Genomic DNA, 17,387 nt, shown 5'->3' on the forward strand with positions numbered 1-17,387 from the left:
GAGAAGATTTTCAAACAAAAAGACTGGGCCTAATCAATAGACCCAGTTCGGCAGTTATTACTTGTTGGAGAAAAGATAAATTTACTAGCTTTCAATAATCGGACAGATGGCTTCGTCCGTTTTAGTAGCTGTGCTTTGCCACCCAATCAGAAGCCCAGATAGCTCCTGCCTCAGCAGTTGAAATTGCTGAATTTTTTCTTCAATCTCTGTCAACTTATCCTCTAGCTTGACTTGGATATGGGAGCAGGGTAAGTCCCCTTGATCATGCACTTCCAAAAATTCTTTGATTTCGGTCAGGGTGAGACCAAGGCTCTGGGCGCGCCGAATAAAGCCCAACCGGGTAAAGACATCTTCCGCAAAAACTCGATAGCCGCCCTCGGTACGACCAGCGGTTTTGAGCAGGCCGATCTCATCGTAGTAGCGGATGGTTTTAACGGGTAGGCCGCTTTTCTTAGCAACAGCGCCAATGAGTTTGGGAGGAGCTTCTGTGAGCATGGCTGACCTCATCAAGTATTACATCTATCCTAGGTAGAACTCTAGAGGTAATGACGGATTTGTTAGGGTGACAGTGAAGCTATGCAACGATGCCTATGCCACCCTGCCCTGACTGTACCTGTGAACGAACGGTCAAAAATGGCCACATTCATACGGGCAAGCAACGGTACCTGTGCCGCAACTGTGGTCGTCAGTTTGTTGAGAACCCAACCAACAAGACCATCGACACCCCGACACGGGAACTAATCGACCGGCTCTTGTTGGAACGCCTCTCGATGGCTGGAATCGCTCGGGCGGTTCAGGTTTCCGAACAATGGTTGCAAGACTATGTCACCTGCAAAGCGGCCCAGACGCCCACTCAAGCCACGGTCCGGCCCAAAAAAAGGGGCCATTGACGGTGCAATGCGATGAACTCTGGTCGTTTGTCGACCACAAGGGCAACAAACAATGGGTTTGGTTAGCGCTCGATGCCGATACCCGTGAGATTATCGGGGCTCATGTCGGTGATCGCTCTGCCCAGAGTGCCCAACGCCTCTGGGAGTCTTTGCCCAAGGTTTATCGACAGTGTGCGCTCATCTATACCGATGCCTGGGAGGCGTACCAGCAGGTACTGCCCCACCAACGACATCGAGTTGTCAGCAAGTCGAGCGGCAAAACGAGTTACATTGAGCGGTTTAACAATACTCTCAGACAGCGAGTGTCACGCTTTGTCAGACGCAGCTTAGCCTTCTCGAAGAGCCTACGTAATCACATCGGCCTGTTGTGGAATTTTATTCACCACTACAACGCATCATTACCTCTCTAGTACTACCCTATCCTAAACCCTCCAGCAGGCTGGAGAGTCAAGGCAGAGTTTCTTTAATGCGATCGGTATAGTGCAACCTGCCGTGGTGAGCACGGGGTGGAGCCCTAGCTGGCCGCCAACACTTTACGGAACACGACTTTATCATCGCCCTGTGTGTAGAAATCGCGAATGCGGGCCTCGGCCTCAAAGCCATACTTTTTATAGAAGGTGCGGGTGCCCGCGAGTTCTGGCAGACCCGAGGTTTCTACCAGCAGGAGGCGACCGCTGCGCTGCTGCAGGGCCTGCTCTACAGCCTGGAGAAGCTGAGTTCCCCGACCTTCCCCTTGGCGATCGGGATGAATCGCAATCAGTTGCAGATTCCAGGTACCCTCTGCCAAGCGCTCTGGTTCGCAGTAGGCCATACCCACCGGGCCATCGTTCTCATCCGTCAGCCAAAAGGGGTCTGTAGGCTCGGTTTTGCCCAGCGAATCAGCTAAGAGCTGGCACAGAAACACGAGTCCATCGGGCGGAAAAAGCCCTGTAGCATCGGCCAGTGCCATCGAGCGGCTGTATCGTCCGGAATCGTCGGTCGAATCATCGGCGTAATTAGAGATTGAGCGACAATACCGACATAATACAAGATACTACAATCTGAGGATTGTTTTTTCTATAGGAAGGCGCTTGCAAAGAGTCAACAGGCTTGGCTGACGATCTGAGCCAAGGTGATTTTGACAACGCATCTTCCCCTGCAATTGCGGGTCTACCTTGATAAAGGGCAGCCCCAATTTATGTCTGTGATTCAGTTTTTAGCACGACCCCACACCCTTTCCAGTAGCAAAAACGCCACTGGAGTAACTACCGCATACCGCCCCAATCATCCGCGCCTACATATTCCCCAGCGGTACCCCCACTAATCCCGTCAGGCTCATGATGAGGGAAAAGGCCGATCAGCGGTGGCGGGCTCGGTCGATGGTGCAGCGGAAAAATGCGCTCTCGGGCTCAAAGCGATCGCGAAGCATCCCCAGTGGGGAATCGGAACCAAAGAACCACCCCGCTCGAATCTGAGTGGGAATAGTGTGGCCGTCGAAGGTACTACTAGATCCTGCATTAGGGAGATATAAAAATTAAAGCCTCTGCACTGCACCCCCAAATTGATTATTCCTTGTCGACTAGCATCGTGCTGAGTAACTAGTTTTGAGTTATCTGTTCTGATGCTACGGCCTGCATATCCTTGTGTAGTTCCTGTCGAATCAGGGCAAACCGCTGCACATCTGCCTGGGTAAGCCAGGCATCAATATCGTAGAATGTCTGCCCGTTTTCTCGCTGAGTGCGTAGCGTCAGAATCGTCTCCGGCAGGTGGTGAGCATCGCCTCTGAACTCGATATTCAGATCGCGCCCCCGCTCCACAATCGTGTAAAACTGCTTACCTTCAAACACCCGCTGCCCCCGGTGCTGCCCCTGACAAAACCGCTCCAGCAGCAGCACCGCCGTCCCCACGATCTGCTCCTGGGTCTGGCGGTCAACGGGGATAGGTATTCTGGGTCGCGGCGGGGTCACGTCAGGTCATTGATGAAAGGGTTAAGTCCCGCCATGATGGCGGCATCGTCGCCCAAGAACTCCCGCAGCGGCTGATCCACCGGCCCTGGGTCGGGCAGAGTTTTGATGGGTTCGGTTGGGGTGGATACTGTGGAGCCATTAGCCGATGGTAGATGTCGTGGGTTTGCCCCAACCAGTGGGAGAGCTGTCTTGGGTGGCGTTATCAAATCATCGAAGGCTGCCAGTTCTGGGAGGAACCGCTCCTTGATTTCTAGAATCTGAGTTGTCAACTGCTGAATTGATCGCACAGCCTGCCGCCGAACTTCATCTTTGGGGGCTTGAATGGCTGCCATCGCGAATGGGCCATAGCAGCCATTCAGCGCCGATCTCATACGGGCATGGAGGTCATGTCGAGACTTTCCTCGGCAGTAACCAATCACCGCTACATCCAGCTCATCCCGGCTAGAGTACTGAATCCGGGCCTTTGTTTCTGACGTTTGGGTCATTCCTGTGATTCCTTATCTCGGTTGTCTTGGGATAGCCGTGCTGCTAGCGAGCCTAGGTTGATTTGGCGCTGTACATGAACGTTTTGAACAACCCATAGACATCGGCCCAGCGGACGCTGGTGATCAAGTCGGGTTCCGCCGTGCCATCCTGGCCCCGCAGTACGTCGGTCATCTCCTGTCGCAGGGCCTCGGCCCAGGTGATCTGCTGAGCCAGCCCGCGTTGGTCAAAAAACTGCTCCAGCTCTGGCCGAATGAAATAGGCAGCACCCCCGCCGACAATTACCTCCACCTCTGCCGAGGGCAGCCACTCCACTAGAAACTGGTTCACCCGATCCAGATAGAACTCACGGGCGTAGCTACAGGCCTTAGCCAGGTCGAGAGCTTCCTTGCGGCCTGGGACGTGAAAGGTGGGGTGCCCCTGCAAAATTGCTTCGAGCAAAGCCGGATCATCTGGCGCGACACCCGGTAGCTCAGTGGCACACTGCTTCAGGTATTCCACGAACCCTGGGCCTTGAGAGGTACTGTTGGTTTCCTGGGGCGTGCTGCCCTTCTCGAAGGTGAGGATGGAGAGATTGCGGTGGCCAAACATCAGGACGACGACAGTAGAGTCACGAATCCCCACCCCAGCCCGTGCCAGCTGCAATCCCTTGGCCAGGTACAGCCCAGCTCCCTCTGGCTGCATCTCGATGCGCTCTAGCTGTCCGAACAGAGACCGACCTCGAAAGCTGAAGTCGGCGATCGCCCCCAGAATCTGGACTTTCAACTCCTTACGGTCTTGCCAGTATTCCTCCAGTGGCAGCAGCAGGCCCAGCTGAGCAGTAAACTCACAACCCGAGCCAGAGTCCTGGGCTGACAGAGTCTTCTCAGCGATGACGCCGAGGGTAGCCAGAATTTTGTAGACGGCGCGATCGCGCTTGGGCAGAGCCAGGCCCGAGTCGCCTTTTTGAGCGATTGCCAAGGCTCCAATCGCATAAGCACTATTGCCCACCATCACATAGGCACTGTCCTCTGGTTCCTGGCTAGTCAGCCCGCCCAGCATTAGCCGGTCGAGTCGAGCCGGGTTCAACCGAGCCACTTGGGGGTCAAGGTGCAGCAGGTAGGGCTGGTCCTGCCAGTAGAGGCACTTGGTGGCAGAGCTGCCCATGTCGATATAGGTCTGGATAATTTGAGTCATAGTTTGGATACCAACAACAGCGTTTCATCGTTTCATCAACATCTTGAGAAGCGAAAAATGCCTTCAAGCTGCTTGATAGATATCTGTATTCTGAATTGCCAATTTTATTCACGACTTAATAACGACTGAATTGTTATCTTCAGCAAAATCCATCATGACTTTGATGGCCGAAAATTTCATTCACGACTTATTCACGACTTGATAACGACTTACCTGCCTAGAATCCAAGACAAGCCTGGAATCACCCAATCATTCACGACTTGATAACGACTTCTCCTTTTATAGGGCACAGATTCCAGTCAATAGATTGATGAATAAAAACAAATTTTGCAGCTCGATAGACTGAACAGAACGGACATTTTCTGTGGGCTAAAACAGAGAGTATTGCCCCTTGTATTCTCCCCAGGGAATGCCCCGGCAAATGCCTGATGGGCTGCCTTGGGGGCTACGCCACTCCACTGCGTTTCGTTGCTCCGCGTTTCACACACCACGCCCAGCCCTGGGCCAGGGGGTTGCTGAAACCCAGCTCTAACAGGGGTTCTAGTCATGGGAGCTAATGGCCGGTTATTTACGAATCACTGACAAATTCACGGAAAAGCTCATGGGTAAAGGATTTAGCGTCTCGCTGCCCCTCGAAGAGGCGGCAATCGTCGAGAAAGAGGCCAATCGGCTGGGGCTACCCGCCGCCAGCATCATTCGCCTGATGATGCGCGATGGTCAGCAGCGCCGCGAACTGGAACGGCAGGTGGATGACCTGAAGGCTCGGATGGAGCTGCTGCAAGTGCAGTTTCAGGGACTCCAGATTTTGCTGGAGACCATCGCCCTGGAGCAGGCCAATGCCCGAGGGCCACAGGCGCTGGAAAATCGCAAGGCGCTGATTCAGGAAATTCGCAAGCGCCAGGGTTTGGTAGAAGGCTAGGAGGTCAGCCATGCTCAGCCTGACGGTGATCAGCGCCAACCAAGGCGAAACCTACTACACCGCCGAGAACTACTACACCAGCGAAGAGAACCAGGCACATTCCGGCTGGTGGGGCCAAGGGGCCAAGAGCCTAGGTCTGGCATGCCAGGTGCAGGGAGGCGACTTCAAGAATCTGCTCCATGGCTCTCATCCCCGAGGGCACCAAACCCTATCGGGTCGAAAGATCGATCCGGAGCGTCATCGGGCCGGGCTGGATTTGACCTTTAGTGCGCCCAAGAGCATCAGCCTGGCGGCCCTGGTCGGGGGGAATGAAGCGATAGAGCAAGCCCATCGCACAGCCGTCACTCGCACCCTGGCCATCATCGAGGAGCGCTATGCCCAAACACGGGTACGGACACCGGAGGGACGGCAGGCAGTTGGCACTGGCAACCTGATCGTCGCCCAGTTCCACCACGACACCTCCCGCGAGAAGGATCCGCAGCTGCACACCCATTGTGTGGTGATCAATGCCACACAGCTGGACAATGGCCGCTGGCAGTCGCTCCACAATGACATCCTCTTCAATCAGCAGAAACTGTTGGGGATGATTTACCAAAACGAGCTGGCGGTGGAGGTGCAGCGGCTGGGCTATGGCATTGAGCCCAGGGCCAACGGCCAGTTTGAACTCAGGGGATATCAAGCCGAAGACCTCCAGACCTTCTCCAAACGGCGGGAGCAGATTCTGGCGGCGGTGGAGGAGAACGCGACGGCCCAAGAGCGAGAGCTGGCCACCCTGATGACCCGAGCACCTAAAGGCAAAGAAATCCCTCGGGAAGAGCTGCGCACCTACTGGCAGCAGCAGGCCCAGGCGCTGAAGCTGGAGCACCCTCACCCCCAGCTGATGGACTGGCAGAGCCTGCCGAAGCGGGCCACCCAAGCTGGGCTCACCCACTGCGCTGAGCGGGAGGCGGTGTTCCATCGCGAGCAAGTGGAGCGGTTTGCCCTGGAGAACCATCTGGGTCAGCAGTGCTTTGACGACGTACAGCAGACCTTGGACACCGAGCCAGAGGTGATTCACACCCATGACCAGCGGCTGACCACTCAGACGGCGGTGCTGCGGGAGTTGGAGACCATTCGCACAGTGTTGGATGGCCGGGGAGATGTGGGGAGTATTGCCTCTCCAGTTTTAGTGGCAGAGCACCTGCGCGATCAGGGCCTGACCGAGGGGCAGGTGCAAGGAGTGATGTTGGCGGCGACAACCCGCGATCGCGTCATCGCCTGGCAGGGGGTGGCCGGGGCGGGGAAGAGCTATGCTCTGAATCAATTTCGCCAGATCACAGAGTCCCAGAGCTACACCGTTCGGGGCTTTGCCCCCAGTGCGGAAGCCGCGAAATCCTTGGGCGACTCGGCCCAAATTCAGCCAGTGGAAACGGTGGCGGCGTTGCTGTGTGCTCAACCGGCGGAACCGAACCCAGCTCAGCCCGAGGTTTGGGTTGTAGATGAGGCGGGGCTCTTGAGTGCCAAGGATGCGCTGGCCTTGGTGACCAAGGCCCAGGCACAGCAAGCCCGAGTGATTTTGGTGGGAGATACCCGGCAACTGTCGGCGGTGGAGGCGGGGAACCCGTTCAAGAGTTTGCAGCAGGCGGGGATGGCGACGGCCTACCTCACCCAGTCCTTGCGGCAGAAGAATCAGCAGATCAAGGCAGGCGTTGACCTGATTGCTGCTGGGGAAATTGCGGCGGGGGTGCAGCAGTTGAAGCCGTACATTCAGCAGGTGAGTAGCCAGGAGGCGAGGGCAGCGGCGATCGCCCGTGACTATCTGGCCCTGGCCCCAGACGAGCGAAAGAAGACCCTGCTATTAGCGGGCACCAACCAGGAGCGATTAGCAATTACTCAGCTGGTGCGCGATGGCCTAAAAGCAGAAGGAACCCTCGGCCAGAGCCTGACGGTAAAGCGGCTGAAGGCGAGAGATTTGACAGAGACCCAATCGAGCTATGCCCACCATTTTCAGCCGGGAAATGTGCTGATTCCCCAGGCCAGCTACAAGCGGCTGGGGTTTGAGAAGGGGAAGCGCTACGAGGTGCTGACGACGGATAGCCACAGTAATGGGCTGATGCTGCGAGGGCAAGCCGGGGCGGCGTTGCAGGTGGATCCAGCTCAGATTAGGCGGAAGTCGGTCTATGAGGTGGAGGAGATGGAAATTGCAGTGGGCGATCGCCTGCGGTGGACGCGCAATGACCATGCCTTGGGGCGACGCAATGGCCAGGAGTTTGAGGTGGTGGGCCTGGAGGATGGACAGGTGCTGATTCGCTGGGGGCGAGGGGAGGTAGGGTGTTTCGAGAATTCAGCGCTAGCTCATTTGGATTATGCGCTGGTCAGTACCACCTATGCAGCTCAAGGTAAGTCAGCAGAGAGGGTAATTGGGGCGCTGGATCGCCATGTGGCGCGGGAGAGCTTTTATGTGGCGGTGAGCCGGGTGAAGCGGGAGCTGCGGCTGTATGCATCGGACGATTTGGATCGGCTGATTGAGCGGGTGGAGCGATCGCGGGCAAAGGAAAACCCTGGAGAGGTTACGGGTATCAGTAGTGGCTGCTCTCAGCCCGCTGATTTGCCGCTACCGACCAATTTGGACAATTTAGTTGCTATGGCCAGTCAACAGGCAAACCTGTCTCACACAACGCATGACAGCCGTTCCAACAGACAAGATAGAGGCGTTGAACGATAGGGAATTGGCCGAAGCTATCGATCAGCCTCAAAAATCTGGCTTGCTTTTAGAGTGAGATCTGGAAACTCGACTGAGGTAATGGCCCTCTGCAACCCAAATACTCCAACCTCTTGATAGGTCTCACCGGCTAGCGAAAGCACCATGACGGTTTGTGCTGCGGGGTCAACTAGCCAGTACTCCGGCACTCTAAGGGCTGCGTACTGAGCCCGTTTGGAGACATAATCGCGGTCTTGATTGGTTTTGCCAGGGCTGACAATCTCAACCACCAAGCGAGGCGGCGGCATATTGCGGGTGATCGTTAACCGCCTCTGAGTCAGTTCCAGATGCTCAGGGCGGAGAACCACCAGGTCGGGGTAGCGATTGGCCGCATCGCTCGGTTGCAAGACCGGCACTTGCAGTTCTAACGCATGGATTTTGATTAACCGCAGGGGAGCGACGTTGGCCGCGACCAGCAGAAATTGCAGGTAGTTAGCCAGCCAATTATTCGGTTCTGACTCGGGTGGCAATTCGACTAACTCCCCACGCACTAACTCAAAACGCCCCTCTAGCTGCGTCTCATCACTGTAGGCAAGATATTCCTCAAAGGAAGCGAGCTTTACCTTAGCCTGGGTCATAGCCTTTTCCCCGCAGACGTTGCTCTCATCCTAGCGTGCTGCATGGCTTTACCTAATCTCTGGCCTGCCCAGGCTACCCCTCGGATAAAAAGCTTTTAGTTAACCTGGCCCAAACGACCCAATCTTCAAAGATCCAGGTCAACCTACGGCAGACGTTCATGGCTTGCTTAACCAATCAATAATGCAGACTCAGCGCTCCTGACCTTGGCGAGAAATCCCTGGAGTCGTTGCATAATGGCCATGGCGTTGCTGAAGCCTCAACATCTCAGCCTGAAACCGCTTCAGATCAACTACAGTCAAGTTTTCCAAGGTGACAGTATCACCCTTAGCCTGCAAAATAGCGCCCCGGCCACGTGCCTGTATAGTCAGATTCTGCCCCTCAGCGGCGATTTGATAAATTTGCCCCTGTACCCAAAATTTGGGATCTACCGCTGAGCCCTTACCAGTCACCTTCCCTTGTCCTAGCTGGTGGGCATAGACCAGAATTTCTCGGGCCTGGCGCACGAATGTTTGAATCTGATCTGCTGAGATTGCGGACTGATGGGCTGCTGAAGTCTTGATGACAGCGTTTTGCCTCTTTTGAGGTTTGCCCACGGTCAGAACGTGATGGTTCCTTTTGGCCGTAATCTTGATAGCCTGCTTGGTAGCGTCAGGACATAGCTCTTCATAGACTCCTCGGTCTAGCTTCCACACCCGCTTCCAAGCACTGGTCTTGCCCCCCGCAAAAACCGCCGCTGGGGCGCAACTGCCTGGGTCAGAAATGCTCCCAATAATTCGCTCCACCCTCTCAGCGTCAATCCCTAACGCAGCCCCTGCCGCTCGTGCCAGCTCTTCCACATTGCCGCTAATCGGTATCCGATTCTGGGCAGCCCAGTTCTCCCAGCCATAGAACTCCCGCAGGGCATAGGTCAAAGAGTGCGATCGCGATGCCAACGGACTATCCCCATGCAGCACCGCCTGAGCCTTCGCTGTGGCTAGATCTTCTAGCCGTAAGACTCCCAGTTGAGGAGGCTGAGACTGGATTCGAGGTCGAGACTGGCGGGATTGGCCTTGCTCCCTGCGACCACTCACCGGGTATAGCCCGATCGCATCCAACCGCGCTACCCAAACCGGCGGCACCCGCTGCACATTGACATAGGCGTTCCCACTTGGGCCAACTGTCGGCGAGAGCACGGTGAAGCGTCCTTGCCCCAGAGCCTCCCCCATGTGCTGGCCACCTACCTCATTCAGCGAGAAATTGGTAAAGCTCTTTTCGTGGACTCGCACTGCTAGCCGCCAGCCGCCGCTGTGGGTGCGTTCAGTAAAGGTTTGCTGTAAGAGTGGGTATTTGCCCAGCCAATCGGCGATCCGCTGGTCGCAGGTCAGCTGCGACTCAAACTGCTTCACATCCACATCGACCCAAACGATATTGTGCCAGCCGCCCAGAGTGCCAATACCGTTGATAGGGTTGGCAAACCAGGTCTGAAGCTCAGCCTGAGTTGGCATCCGATTTTGATACTGGGTATGCCGGATCAGATGGGGAATCCCACGGCTGTCCACATAGCTGGGGTTCTTGCCGGTGAAGGCGGGCACCAGAACCCCGTCTTTGTCGCGCTTCAGGCTGCCATCCCGGTTGCGGGCTGGGTAGCGCGTTGGGTCTTGGGCTGGGGCGACGGGAAGCGGCGGCAGGCCCTGAACCTGGAGCCAATCAAACGTGGCGCAAAGGGCTGGGTTCATCGGCTTGACCCGCTGGGGTTTGAAAGATCCATTCCATGGGGTGGACAGCGCCCGTGACCAACTCCAGCCGGTTGACCGTGAGCTGCTGGTTCACCAGCGCATAGACCAACACCCCATCCCAAAACATCTCCAGGCGATCGGGTTCGCGCTCCGCCGTCCATTCCACATCGAGCTGCATTTCGTTGCCCTCCACATGCACGGCCTTTTGCCCATCGCACAAAATCACGATGGACTGGGGGCGGTAGTCGGCGGGTAAGGGGGCCAGGGTCATCATCGTTCAAGTCCTGCTGAGGTCGGGGTGGGAACACGGTCTGATTCTAGGCGCTGCACAAATCGCTGAAACCGCTGGCAGTCTTCAGCCGTCACCACCGTGCGCTGAATTTTTCCCTGGGCCATTTCCAGAATGGTCTGGGGCTGAGGCGTCACCCGGCGGACGGTCAGCCGGTCAGCGGTCTGTTTCAGTTCATAGACTTTGCCGCGAAACTGGGTATGGGGGCCTCGGGTCTGCCCGATCGCCGACAAGATTTTTTGAGAGGCTTGAGCCACATATTCTCCCCGCTGCTGCAACGCCTGATATTGGGCTAGATCTTGTGCCATCGCCTGCTGTAGGTTTGGCGCGAGGCCCAAGCTGTTGCCGTTGGCTTGTTTGGCTGAGAGGCCTAACTGCTTAATCTGTTCCAGGTGCAGCGGGTCGTGGCCCAAATCGCGGGCAGCGCGGTACCAGTCGCGCAAGGTGTCTAATGCAGTACGCGGCAACGGTTCTAGCGACTTTGGCGCTGCATCATTTGCCTGTTGCTCCTGGTCAGCTACCTCTGGAACAGTGGGGCTAGACAAATGGTGGATAGGCGGATCTACGGTCGCCTTTGACAATGGCGCGGTTGGTTTTGGCTCTTCTGCCAAGCTAGTCCAGGCTGGATCGGCAGTCTGGCGTTCCCTATGTCCATTTTGTTGTGCCCCATTGAACTGGTCGAGGTCAAATAGATTTTGTATCTGAAATTCAGGCTCCTCAACCGCTGGTGCTGAAGCCTGGGGTTGGGGAATGGGTTCAACAGGATTCTGGGCCGGTGCTTCTAGGGGTGTCTCGGGGGGCTGATGGGGATGTACCGAGATCGTCCCCTCCCCCTCCGCAATCACCACCTCCCCCTGCTGGGTCAGCCTATCCAAATACTTGTGCAAACTCCCCACCGGAAACCCCGCCACCGGCACCCGCCCCAGTTCCTTCACCCCAGACTCCATGCTGGTGCCAATCATCTCCAGATGCTCAATCAAGGGCCGAGCGCCTTCAAAAAACGCCTCATAGAACCGTTGATCCGGCGACTGCACCAGTGCGATCGCATCGGGATACTGCTCTTTTACCGCCAAATACAGCCGCATATCACTGGGCATCTGCGATCGCTCATCCTCAGGTTCTTGCTTCACTTCAGGTACCGCCTGGGCCTGGATTTGAGCCTGAGCCGCCTCTGCAAACCCCTGCTGCACAATATTCTTGGAGAAGATTTGAGCAAAAGCGCGATCGGGCAATCGCGACTCCCCACCCTGCAGACTCTGCACCGCTGTCTCCTTAAACTCGATGTGCCCCTCGGCCCGCACCCGAAACACCATCTCCGAGTCGATGAACATATCGCCGTTCTGGGTCAGGTAGTGGGTCAGATATAGCTCATCCCCCTGCCGCTCCACCACCAGCGGAATAAAAGGCTCATTCTCAATCCGCAGGTGAAACTCCTGGGATGTCATTACGTCCTGCTCAATCCCCGCATTCCTCAAAAACCGTAGAATCCGTTTCTCCAGTTGCCCCATCGGGGGCTGATTGGGTACGGCTGGGGACACTGGATTTTCTGCTGTCTCAACCGCAGGTTTTTCCATGGCTGGTTCTGGGCGTGGCTGACTTACAGCAGCAGACACAACCGGCTGAGAAACAACTGGAGGCTTAACGGCTTCCACCTCCACCTTCTCCAAGGTCGGCAACGACACCCCCATCAACTGCCGCGCCACCTCCTTAAACTCAAACGCTGCCAGGGTGTAGTTTCGCTGGTGCATTACCACTCCCAACACTCGCTCTAGCCGCTCTGGCGGAATGACGACTTCCATGCGATCGGCCACGGAGTAAAAATCTGACCCCGCCGCCGCAATTAGTTCCTCATCCAAGTAGTACCGCCCGCCAGACTCCTTTGATTTGGGCGCTTGTAGAATAAACCCATTCCCCGCCTGCTGCGGCTTCAGCAGCAACAGCTCATCGAGGGTCTTCACTGTCCCCTGCCGGTTCGTCAGATCTGTGAGGAACCTAAACACCTGCTGCGGCTCCTTTAAGGCCACCGGCTCCTTAGTTAGCTCCGACTCAATATCAAACCCCTTGGGCATGATCAGCCCCTGGCAGACCTCACCCCGGTAGTCCGTATAGTTCACCAACTTGCCGTTGGAATACTTCTCAAAGGCCTTGATCAGGTTCCCAGTGAAGATCTGTCGGTTAACTCGCCCAGCCTCCTGTTGCTTGTCGAACAGGGAATAGACGCTATTGCCAAACCAGTCGTCGGTTTGAACCGTGGCATCGATCGCCCCAGATCTACCCGTGTTGAACTTCGACAAGGGCACCGTAATTTGCCGCGCTGAATCGGCCACCAGAATCCTTAGCTTCCAGCGGTTCGGTGCTGCCGGACTCCCGGATCGCTTCTTGGCATCCGCCCCAGCCACTACGCCATAGAGAATCGTCTTACTGGCCGGAGTCACCAACCGCAGCGGTGTGCCGGGCACGAACTGTTCCAGCACGCCAGAGACATGTAGGAACTGCTGCTCAATGCGGTCGCTCAGTTTTTCAATGGCTTTACTGTCCTGCTTTTGGGCCACTGCCGCCTGCCGATACTGGTTCGTCTGCGTTTCCAACTCGGTAATTGTCGCCGCCACCTGCTGCATCGCCTGCGCGGCTACAGCATCCGAGTCATGGGTCTCCACCGATGCCACTTCCGCCAACCCCACCGACTCCCTCACCACATTGATCGCCTGAAGCTGGGTCAGCGGTTTGCTCTCACTCTTGGCCTCCACCAGCTCCAGGTACACTGGCCCCGTGAACTCGCTAGCGGTCTCGCTGTCATCCGCCATTACCTCCATCCGCGCCAGGGGCCTGGCCTCCAAATCCAGCTGATCCGCTTCCAGAATGTTCTCCCCCATCGCCCGCGCCTGATCCACCAGGTCGCGGTACTCCGATTCGATCAGGCTGTAGACGGCTTCTTGTTCTGCAATGGGTAGCAAGGGAATCCGCCCGGTCATCTTTTTAATCAGGGCAATATCCGAGGCACCACTATCCCCCTGGGCAGACGGGAAGTCTAGCTTGGCATTCAGTTCGGGGTCATCGGCCAGCAACTCCGTCACCACCTGCTCGCCGTAGGGATTCATAAAATCCACCACGGTGTTGAGCGAGATATCGGTCTCCCGTGCCGCTGTCGTGTTGGCATTGAGATTGGCCATCTTGCGACAGAGGATTGCTCCCGGTCGTTTTTCCGCTGGAAGGTCGCCCATCAACAGCGTGTAGTTGGGCAGCGCTACCTGCCCAGTACGATGCACCCGTCCCAGCATCTGCATGAACACGTTGATGTCCCGCTCCGCCTGGGCCACAATCATGTGGCGAGGCCGCTGGTCGGCAAACTTCTCCGACGCATGGAGTGAAATCCCGGTCGAGCCCGAGCAGTTCAGCAGAATGACATCGGCATCTCCGGCGTTGAACTTGGCCACGGCATCGATCTTGCCCTTAGCGGTGGTCTCCTCCCCCAACCGCACTTTGTAGGCCATGGATCCACCGACCCCGTATTCAATGCCCGCCTTGCGCCCGGTGACTTCGGTAACCCGGTAGCCAGATCGCTCTAACTGCTGCTCGATGTAGTCAATCGGGCTAATGGGAATGCCACTGAAGTCGGACTCGCGAATACAGTCCAGCGCTTCTTCATAGACCAAAACTGCCTCGGCTCCGAGTTGATCATCGCTGAGGCGCAGCCGGGTGGAGTGGCCCTGGTAGTCTGTCACCATCACGTCTCTGGATCGCTCCAGATACCGTTCCAGCAGATCCCCAAAGGACAAGTTCATCCCATCCCCAGGACTCAAATTTTGGGACTCCGCATAGGCCTCAATGAAGCTGCCCATGGTGTTGGCCACTGTGATCACGGGCTTTTCACCTCGGTTCAGGGCCGCAATGGCTTCTTCCACTGTCGCATCCGCCTTTTGGGCCAACAGACTCTGCTCAATGCAGTTGTGCATCAACGAGGTGAAGTTGGTACTCCTGGCTCCCAGATCGCCAATCGCTCCATCCTGCCCCAGGGCCTTCGCTTCTGCCTTGGCCTGATCACTAATCGCTTTCACCGCCTTCTGCTTAGCCCGGTCAAAGTCCTTAATGGCTCGCATTGCCGCCGAGAAGTCGTCCGCTACCTCCCGATCCACTGGCACCGTCTTGGCCTGAAAGGAAATGCCCTCATAGGAGCGCTCGCGGCGCAGCATCTGCCCGGAGGCGACAAACTTGCTGGCCACAATTTGCTGAAGCGGTACCCCACCCCGCGTCAAGATATTCTCCAACGCCGTCATGCTGCTCACGCCCAGCCGCAGGTCAGTGCGCCGAGCATAGAGATCCATCACATCGGCCCGTTTGGCGTAGGTCGCCGACGAGTAAAACACTCCCGAAGACAGGTCGATCAACTCCCGCACAAAATCCGCCCGATCCGGTGGCCCCGCTTCTTTCCACCCACCCTTGCTGCCCCCGGCCTGGTGGGCCTCATCCAGGATCAAGATGGCGTTGGGAGCCATTTTGCGCAGAAAGTTTCGCCGTAGCGGTTCCTTCTTCCCTACGGTCTGAAGCTGGCTGTAGGTCGTAAATACAGCGCTGTAGCGACCCAGATTGCCCTGCTGAATCATCGCCTGCATTTCCGCCTGCTGCTTCGCCGCCCCAGCGGTCTTCAATGCCGCGCCATTGGCCAGCGGAATCTCGGTACCGCTATCGGTGATGAAGGGCGAAAACCGCCGCATCCCGATATCCCCCACATCCCGCATCATGTCGGCATAGAGGGGTTTGTCCTTAGTGATGAATAGGGCGATCTTCCCCTGCTGCTGGGCATAGCGCATGATGCTGGCACAGATGCGGCCCTTGCCAATGCCGGTCTGGTCGCCCGTGATGAACCCGGCTCCCCGCTCGATATTGCTGATCGCTAGAGCTGAAGCATCGACCTGCTCAGCGCTAAAGTACTGGTGCAGTTCAGAAACAGAACCATAGCCCAGGCGAGTGGACAGGTACTCATCAATGTCGCCGTGCTGCTGCTCGAATCGCTCCAGCGCCTGCTGCGCGGCACTGGCCATGTTGAAGGGAATCAGGGTCTGGGTTGAAAAGCCCTTGCTTTTGGGCACATAGGCCACTTGCCGGGGCTGGACATCGTAAGTGTCTGCCGACGAAGTCACAGCCTCGTCGGTTGAAAGGGAAGTATTCATGGTGAGTTCTGGGTGAAGGGCTACAGACTCAGTTCGTTCAGCCACGCCTCTAGCGTGGTCTCGTCGTGCAGACTCAGCCAGTCCAGATAGTCCGGATAGCTGGGGGTTACGGGCGTTACCGGAAAGCTCCCCCCGTAGTGGCGCAATCGTTCCTGAAACCGCCAGTTGCTCCGAATCAAGGTCTCTGCCCACTGCTGCCGCCAATACTCCAGGTCGTCGTCCGGCTCCAGTATCGGCGTGTGCTGGACCGGGTCCAATTCGCTGAGGATGGTGGCCAGCCCTTGTTGCGTCTCGATTTGGGAGGTTTCCGAGACGGAGTCCTGAATCATCCTGTCCAGCCGAGTTTGCATCAGCTGCAAGTAAGTTGCTTCGCTCAGCTGATCTAATGTTGGTGGCACCTTGACGATGAATAGCGTTCCCATGCCCTCCAGCGTCCAGAGGTTGGGAAAGCTGGGGTACTGGCTGGTCATGAACGGGCATGTCCAGGGGGATACGGGCGTGGTGGATAGGTTCATGGGGAATCAACTCCTTAAGTTCAGCAAACGACTTGTAGATAACCGGGACATCAGCGGCAGGTAACGGGCGTTCCGACCGGCCTCGACCCTTAATCACAATCAAATCAATCGGAAAACCCGCGCCCTGTTTGCGGTACAGGTCACCCCAAATGGAAATATGTTGGGTAACGGCGTACTGCTGATACAGGGCATAAAAGAAGCCTCGACTTTCCAGGGTGTTGTAGCGCTCAGACCGTAGCTCTTCATCCACTCCCAGCTTGCCGCCCAGGATCAGCACGGCGCGACCATCGTCCTTCATCGCTCCTAGAGCTTGAAACGAGATCGCCTGATCAATCTGGGTTGTCCCCCGCAGATTGCACGGCAACCTGAACCGTTTACGCTGCCCCTGCGCGTCTCGCACGGCACCAAAGGGTGGGTTGGCGATCACTACATCGTGCAGGCGTTCTGGCTGATACTCTGCTGCATCCCACTCCGTGACGGTGTAGCCTTGAGCCCGTAGGTCAGCGGCGCGATCTGGATTGAGTTCATTGACGGTCACCTGGGTAGGGTCAGTTCCCACCAGCAATGCGCCGTGCCCAGCAGAGGGCTCGTAAACGGTGGTGTCTGGGGTAATGCCCGCCAGGGTAGAGGCCAGATACGCGATGGGGATCGGCGTACTGTAAGCCTGCTGCAACACGCTGGTAGAGGAACGAACATTCAGGGCGGGCTGGCGATCGCACAACTCGACCAGCCGATCATAGGTGTCGTGAGTTGTCGCCGAGGTTTGAAGGATCCCCTGGGCCGCTCGCACCACCGCCCCCTCGACCGCTTCATCCACCTGCTTCGCCAGCGCCGTACCGGGGTTGACGGGCGTGCCCAACACTAACGCCGCCTGTTGCCGGGCGGCAGTAATCGTCGTAAACCCTTCACCCCCCAGGAAATGGGAAGTGAAGTGGTTCACCAGCTGCTGTTGAGCGTCTTCTACCAT

The 17,387-nt window shown here is 56.9% G+C and carries 12 protein-coding genes; 3 read left to right on the plus strand and 9 right to left on the minus strand.

What is annotated here, in order from left to right; all coding sequences use genetic code 11:
* Positions 1-84: 84 nt before the first annotated feature.
* A complete protein-coding gene (locus H6G07_RS04380; protein WP_073607380.1) occupies positions 85-495 on the minus strand; it encodes a heavy metal-responsive transcriptional regulator in 411 nt (136 codons plus the stop codon).
* Positions 496-590: 95 nt separating this feature from the next.
* On the opposite strand from H6G07_RS04380, the gene H6G07_RS04385 reads away from it, so the two are divergent.
* Positions 591-1,300 (plus strand): IS1 family transposase gene (locus H6G07_RS04385; RefSeq protein ID WP_422393852.1). Its coding sequence is split into 2 segments (ribosomal slippage): positions 591-876 and positions 876-1,300, totalling 711 coding nucleotides; the frame shifts between segments, so codons are not numbered across the junction.
* A gap of 104 nt (positions 1,301-1,404) precedes the next feature.
* Here H6G07_RS04385 and H6G07_RS04390 read toward each other — a convergent pair.
* The 4 genes from H6G07_RS04390 to H6G07_RS04405 all read right to left on the minus strand — a co-directional run bounded on the left by H6G07_RS04390 (position 1,405) and on the right by H6G07_RS04405 (position 4,495).
* Positions 1,405-1,839, minus strand: a complete 435-nt coding sequence (locus H6G07_RS04390; RefSeq protein WP_242026631.1) for a GNAT family N-acetyltransferase — start codon at positions 1,837-1,839, stop codon at positions 1,405-1,407.
* Between the two features lie 628 nt (positions 1,840-2,467).
* Positions 2,468-2,836, minus strand: coding sequence for a hypothetical protein (locus H6G07_RS04395; protein ID WP_139296937.1), 369 nt, complete (start codon positions 2,834-2,836; stop codon positions 2,468-2,470).
* Positions 2,833-3,168: a hypothetical protein gene (locus H6G07_RS04400; RefSeq protein WP_199311909.1), complete on the minus strand. Its 336-nt coding sequence runs from the start codon at positions 3,166-3,168 to the stop codon at positions 2,833-2,835. The genes H6G07_RS04395 and H6G07_RS04400 overlap by 4 nt, the downstream gene beginning before the upstream one ends.
* A 205-nt stretch (positions 3,169-3,373) precedes the next feature.
* The gene (locus H6G07_RS04405) at positions 3,374-4,495 is read right to left on the minus strand and encodes a ParM/StbA family protein (protein ID WP_073607377.1); all 1,122 of its coding nucleotides are present in this window, start codon (positions 4,493-4,495) and stop codon (positions 3,374-3,376) included.
* A 601-nt stretch (positions 4,496-5,096) separates the two neighbouring features.
* Here H6G07_RS04405 and H6G07_RS04410 point away from each other — a divergent pair.
* Both H6G07_RS04410 and mobF read left to right on the plus strand, forming a co-directional pair.
* Entirely contained in the window at positions 5,097-5,414 is a 318-nt protein-coding gene (locus H6G07_RS04410; protein WP_035985554.1) for a hypothetical protein, read from the plus strand.
* Positions 5,415-5,424: 10 nt separating this feature from the next.
* Complete coding sequence (gene mobF / locus H6G07_RS04415) at positions 5,425-8,118, plus strand: MobF family relaxase (protein ID WP_073607375.1); 2,694 nt, start codon at positions 5,425-5,427, stop codon at positions 8,116-8,118.
* Between the two features lie 14 nt (positions 8,119-8,132).
* On the opposite strand, the gene H6G07_RS04420 is transcribed toward mobF, so the two are convergent.
* The 4 genes from H6G07_RS04420 to H6G07_RS04435 form a co-directional block, all read right to left on the minus strand.
* Entirely contained in the window at positions 8,133-8,732 is a 600-nt protein-coding gene (locus H6G07_RS04420; protein WP_073607374.1) for a Uma2 family endonuclease, read from the minus strand.
* Positions 8,733-8,921: 189 nt separating this feature from the next.
* Positions 8,922-10,448: a bifunctional DNA primase/polymerase gene (locus tag H6G07_RS04425; protein ID WP_073607373.1), complete on the minus strand. Its 1,527-nt coding sequence runs from the start codon at positions 10,446-10,448 to the stop codon at positions 8,922-8,924.
* Complete coding sequence (locus H6G07_RS04430; RefSeq protein WP_073607372.1) at positions 10,420-10,722, minus strand: hypothetical protein; 303 nt, start codon at positions 10,720-10,722, stop codon at positions 10,420-10,422. Before H6G07_RS04430 ends, H6G07_RS04425 begins: the two co-directional genes overlap by 29 nt.
* Positions 10,719-17,387, minus strand: a complete 6,669-nt coding sequence (locus tag H6G07_RS04435) for a strawberry notch C-terminal domain-containing protein (protein ID WP_199311910.1) — start codon at positions 17,385-17,387, stop codon at positions 10,719-10,721. The genes H6G07_RS04430 and H6G07_RS04435 overlap by 4 nt, the downstream gene beginning before the upstream one ends.

This window comes from Phormidium tenue FACHB-1052 (genome assembly GCF_014696675.1).
GTDB classification, from domain to species: Bacteria; Cyanobacteriota; Cyanobacteriia; order Phormidesmidales; family Phormidesmidaceae; genus Nodosilinea; species Nodosilinea tenuis_A.

Excerpts from the sequence above, each read along its gene's own strand:
- H6G07_RS04380 (WP_073607380.1), bottom strand. The coding sequence starts at position 495 with ATGCTCACAGAAGCTCCTCCCAAACTCATTGGCGCTGTTGCTAAGAAA.
- H6G07_RS04390 (WP_242026631.1), bottom strand. The coding sequence starts at position 1,839 with ATGGCACTGGCCGATGCTACAGGGCTTTTTCCGCCCGATGGACTCGTG.
- H6G07_RS04400 (WP_199311909.1), bottom strand. The coding sequence starts at position 3,168 with ATGGCAGCCATTCAAGCCCCCAAAGATGAAGTTCGGCGGCAGGCTGTG.
- H6G07_RS04405 (WP_073607377.1), bottom strand. The coding sequence starts at position 4,495 with ATGACTCAAATTATCCAGACCTATATCGACATGGGCAGCTCTGCCACC.
- H6G07_RS04410 (WP_035985554.1), top strand. The coding sequence starts at position 5,097 with ATGGGTAAAGGATTTAGCGTCTCGCTGCCCCTCGAAGAGGCGGCAATC.
- mobF (WP_073607375.1), top strand. The coding sequence starts at position 5,425 with ATGCTCAGCCTGACGGTGATCAGCGCCAACCAAGGCGAAACCTACTAC.
- H6G07_RS04420 (WP_073607374.1), bottom strand. The coding sequence starts at position 8,732 with ATGACCCAGGCTAAGGTAAAGCTCGCTTCCTTTGAGGAATATCTTGCC.
- H6G07_RS04425 (WP_073607373.1), bottom strand. The coding sequence starts at position 10,448 with ATGAACCCAGCCCTTTGCGCCACGTTTGATTGGCTCCAGGTTCAGGGC.
- H6G07_RS04430 (WP_073607372.1), bottom strand. The coding sequence starts at position 10,722 with ATGATGACCCTGGCCCCCTTACCCGCCGACTACCGCCCCCAGTCCATC.
- H6G07_RS04435 (WP_199311910.1), bottom strand. The coding sequence starts at position 17,387 with ATGGTAGAAGACGCTCAACAGCAGCTGGTGAACCACTTCACTTCCCAT.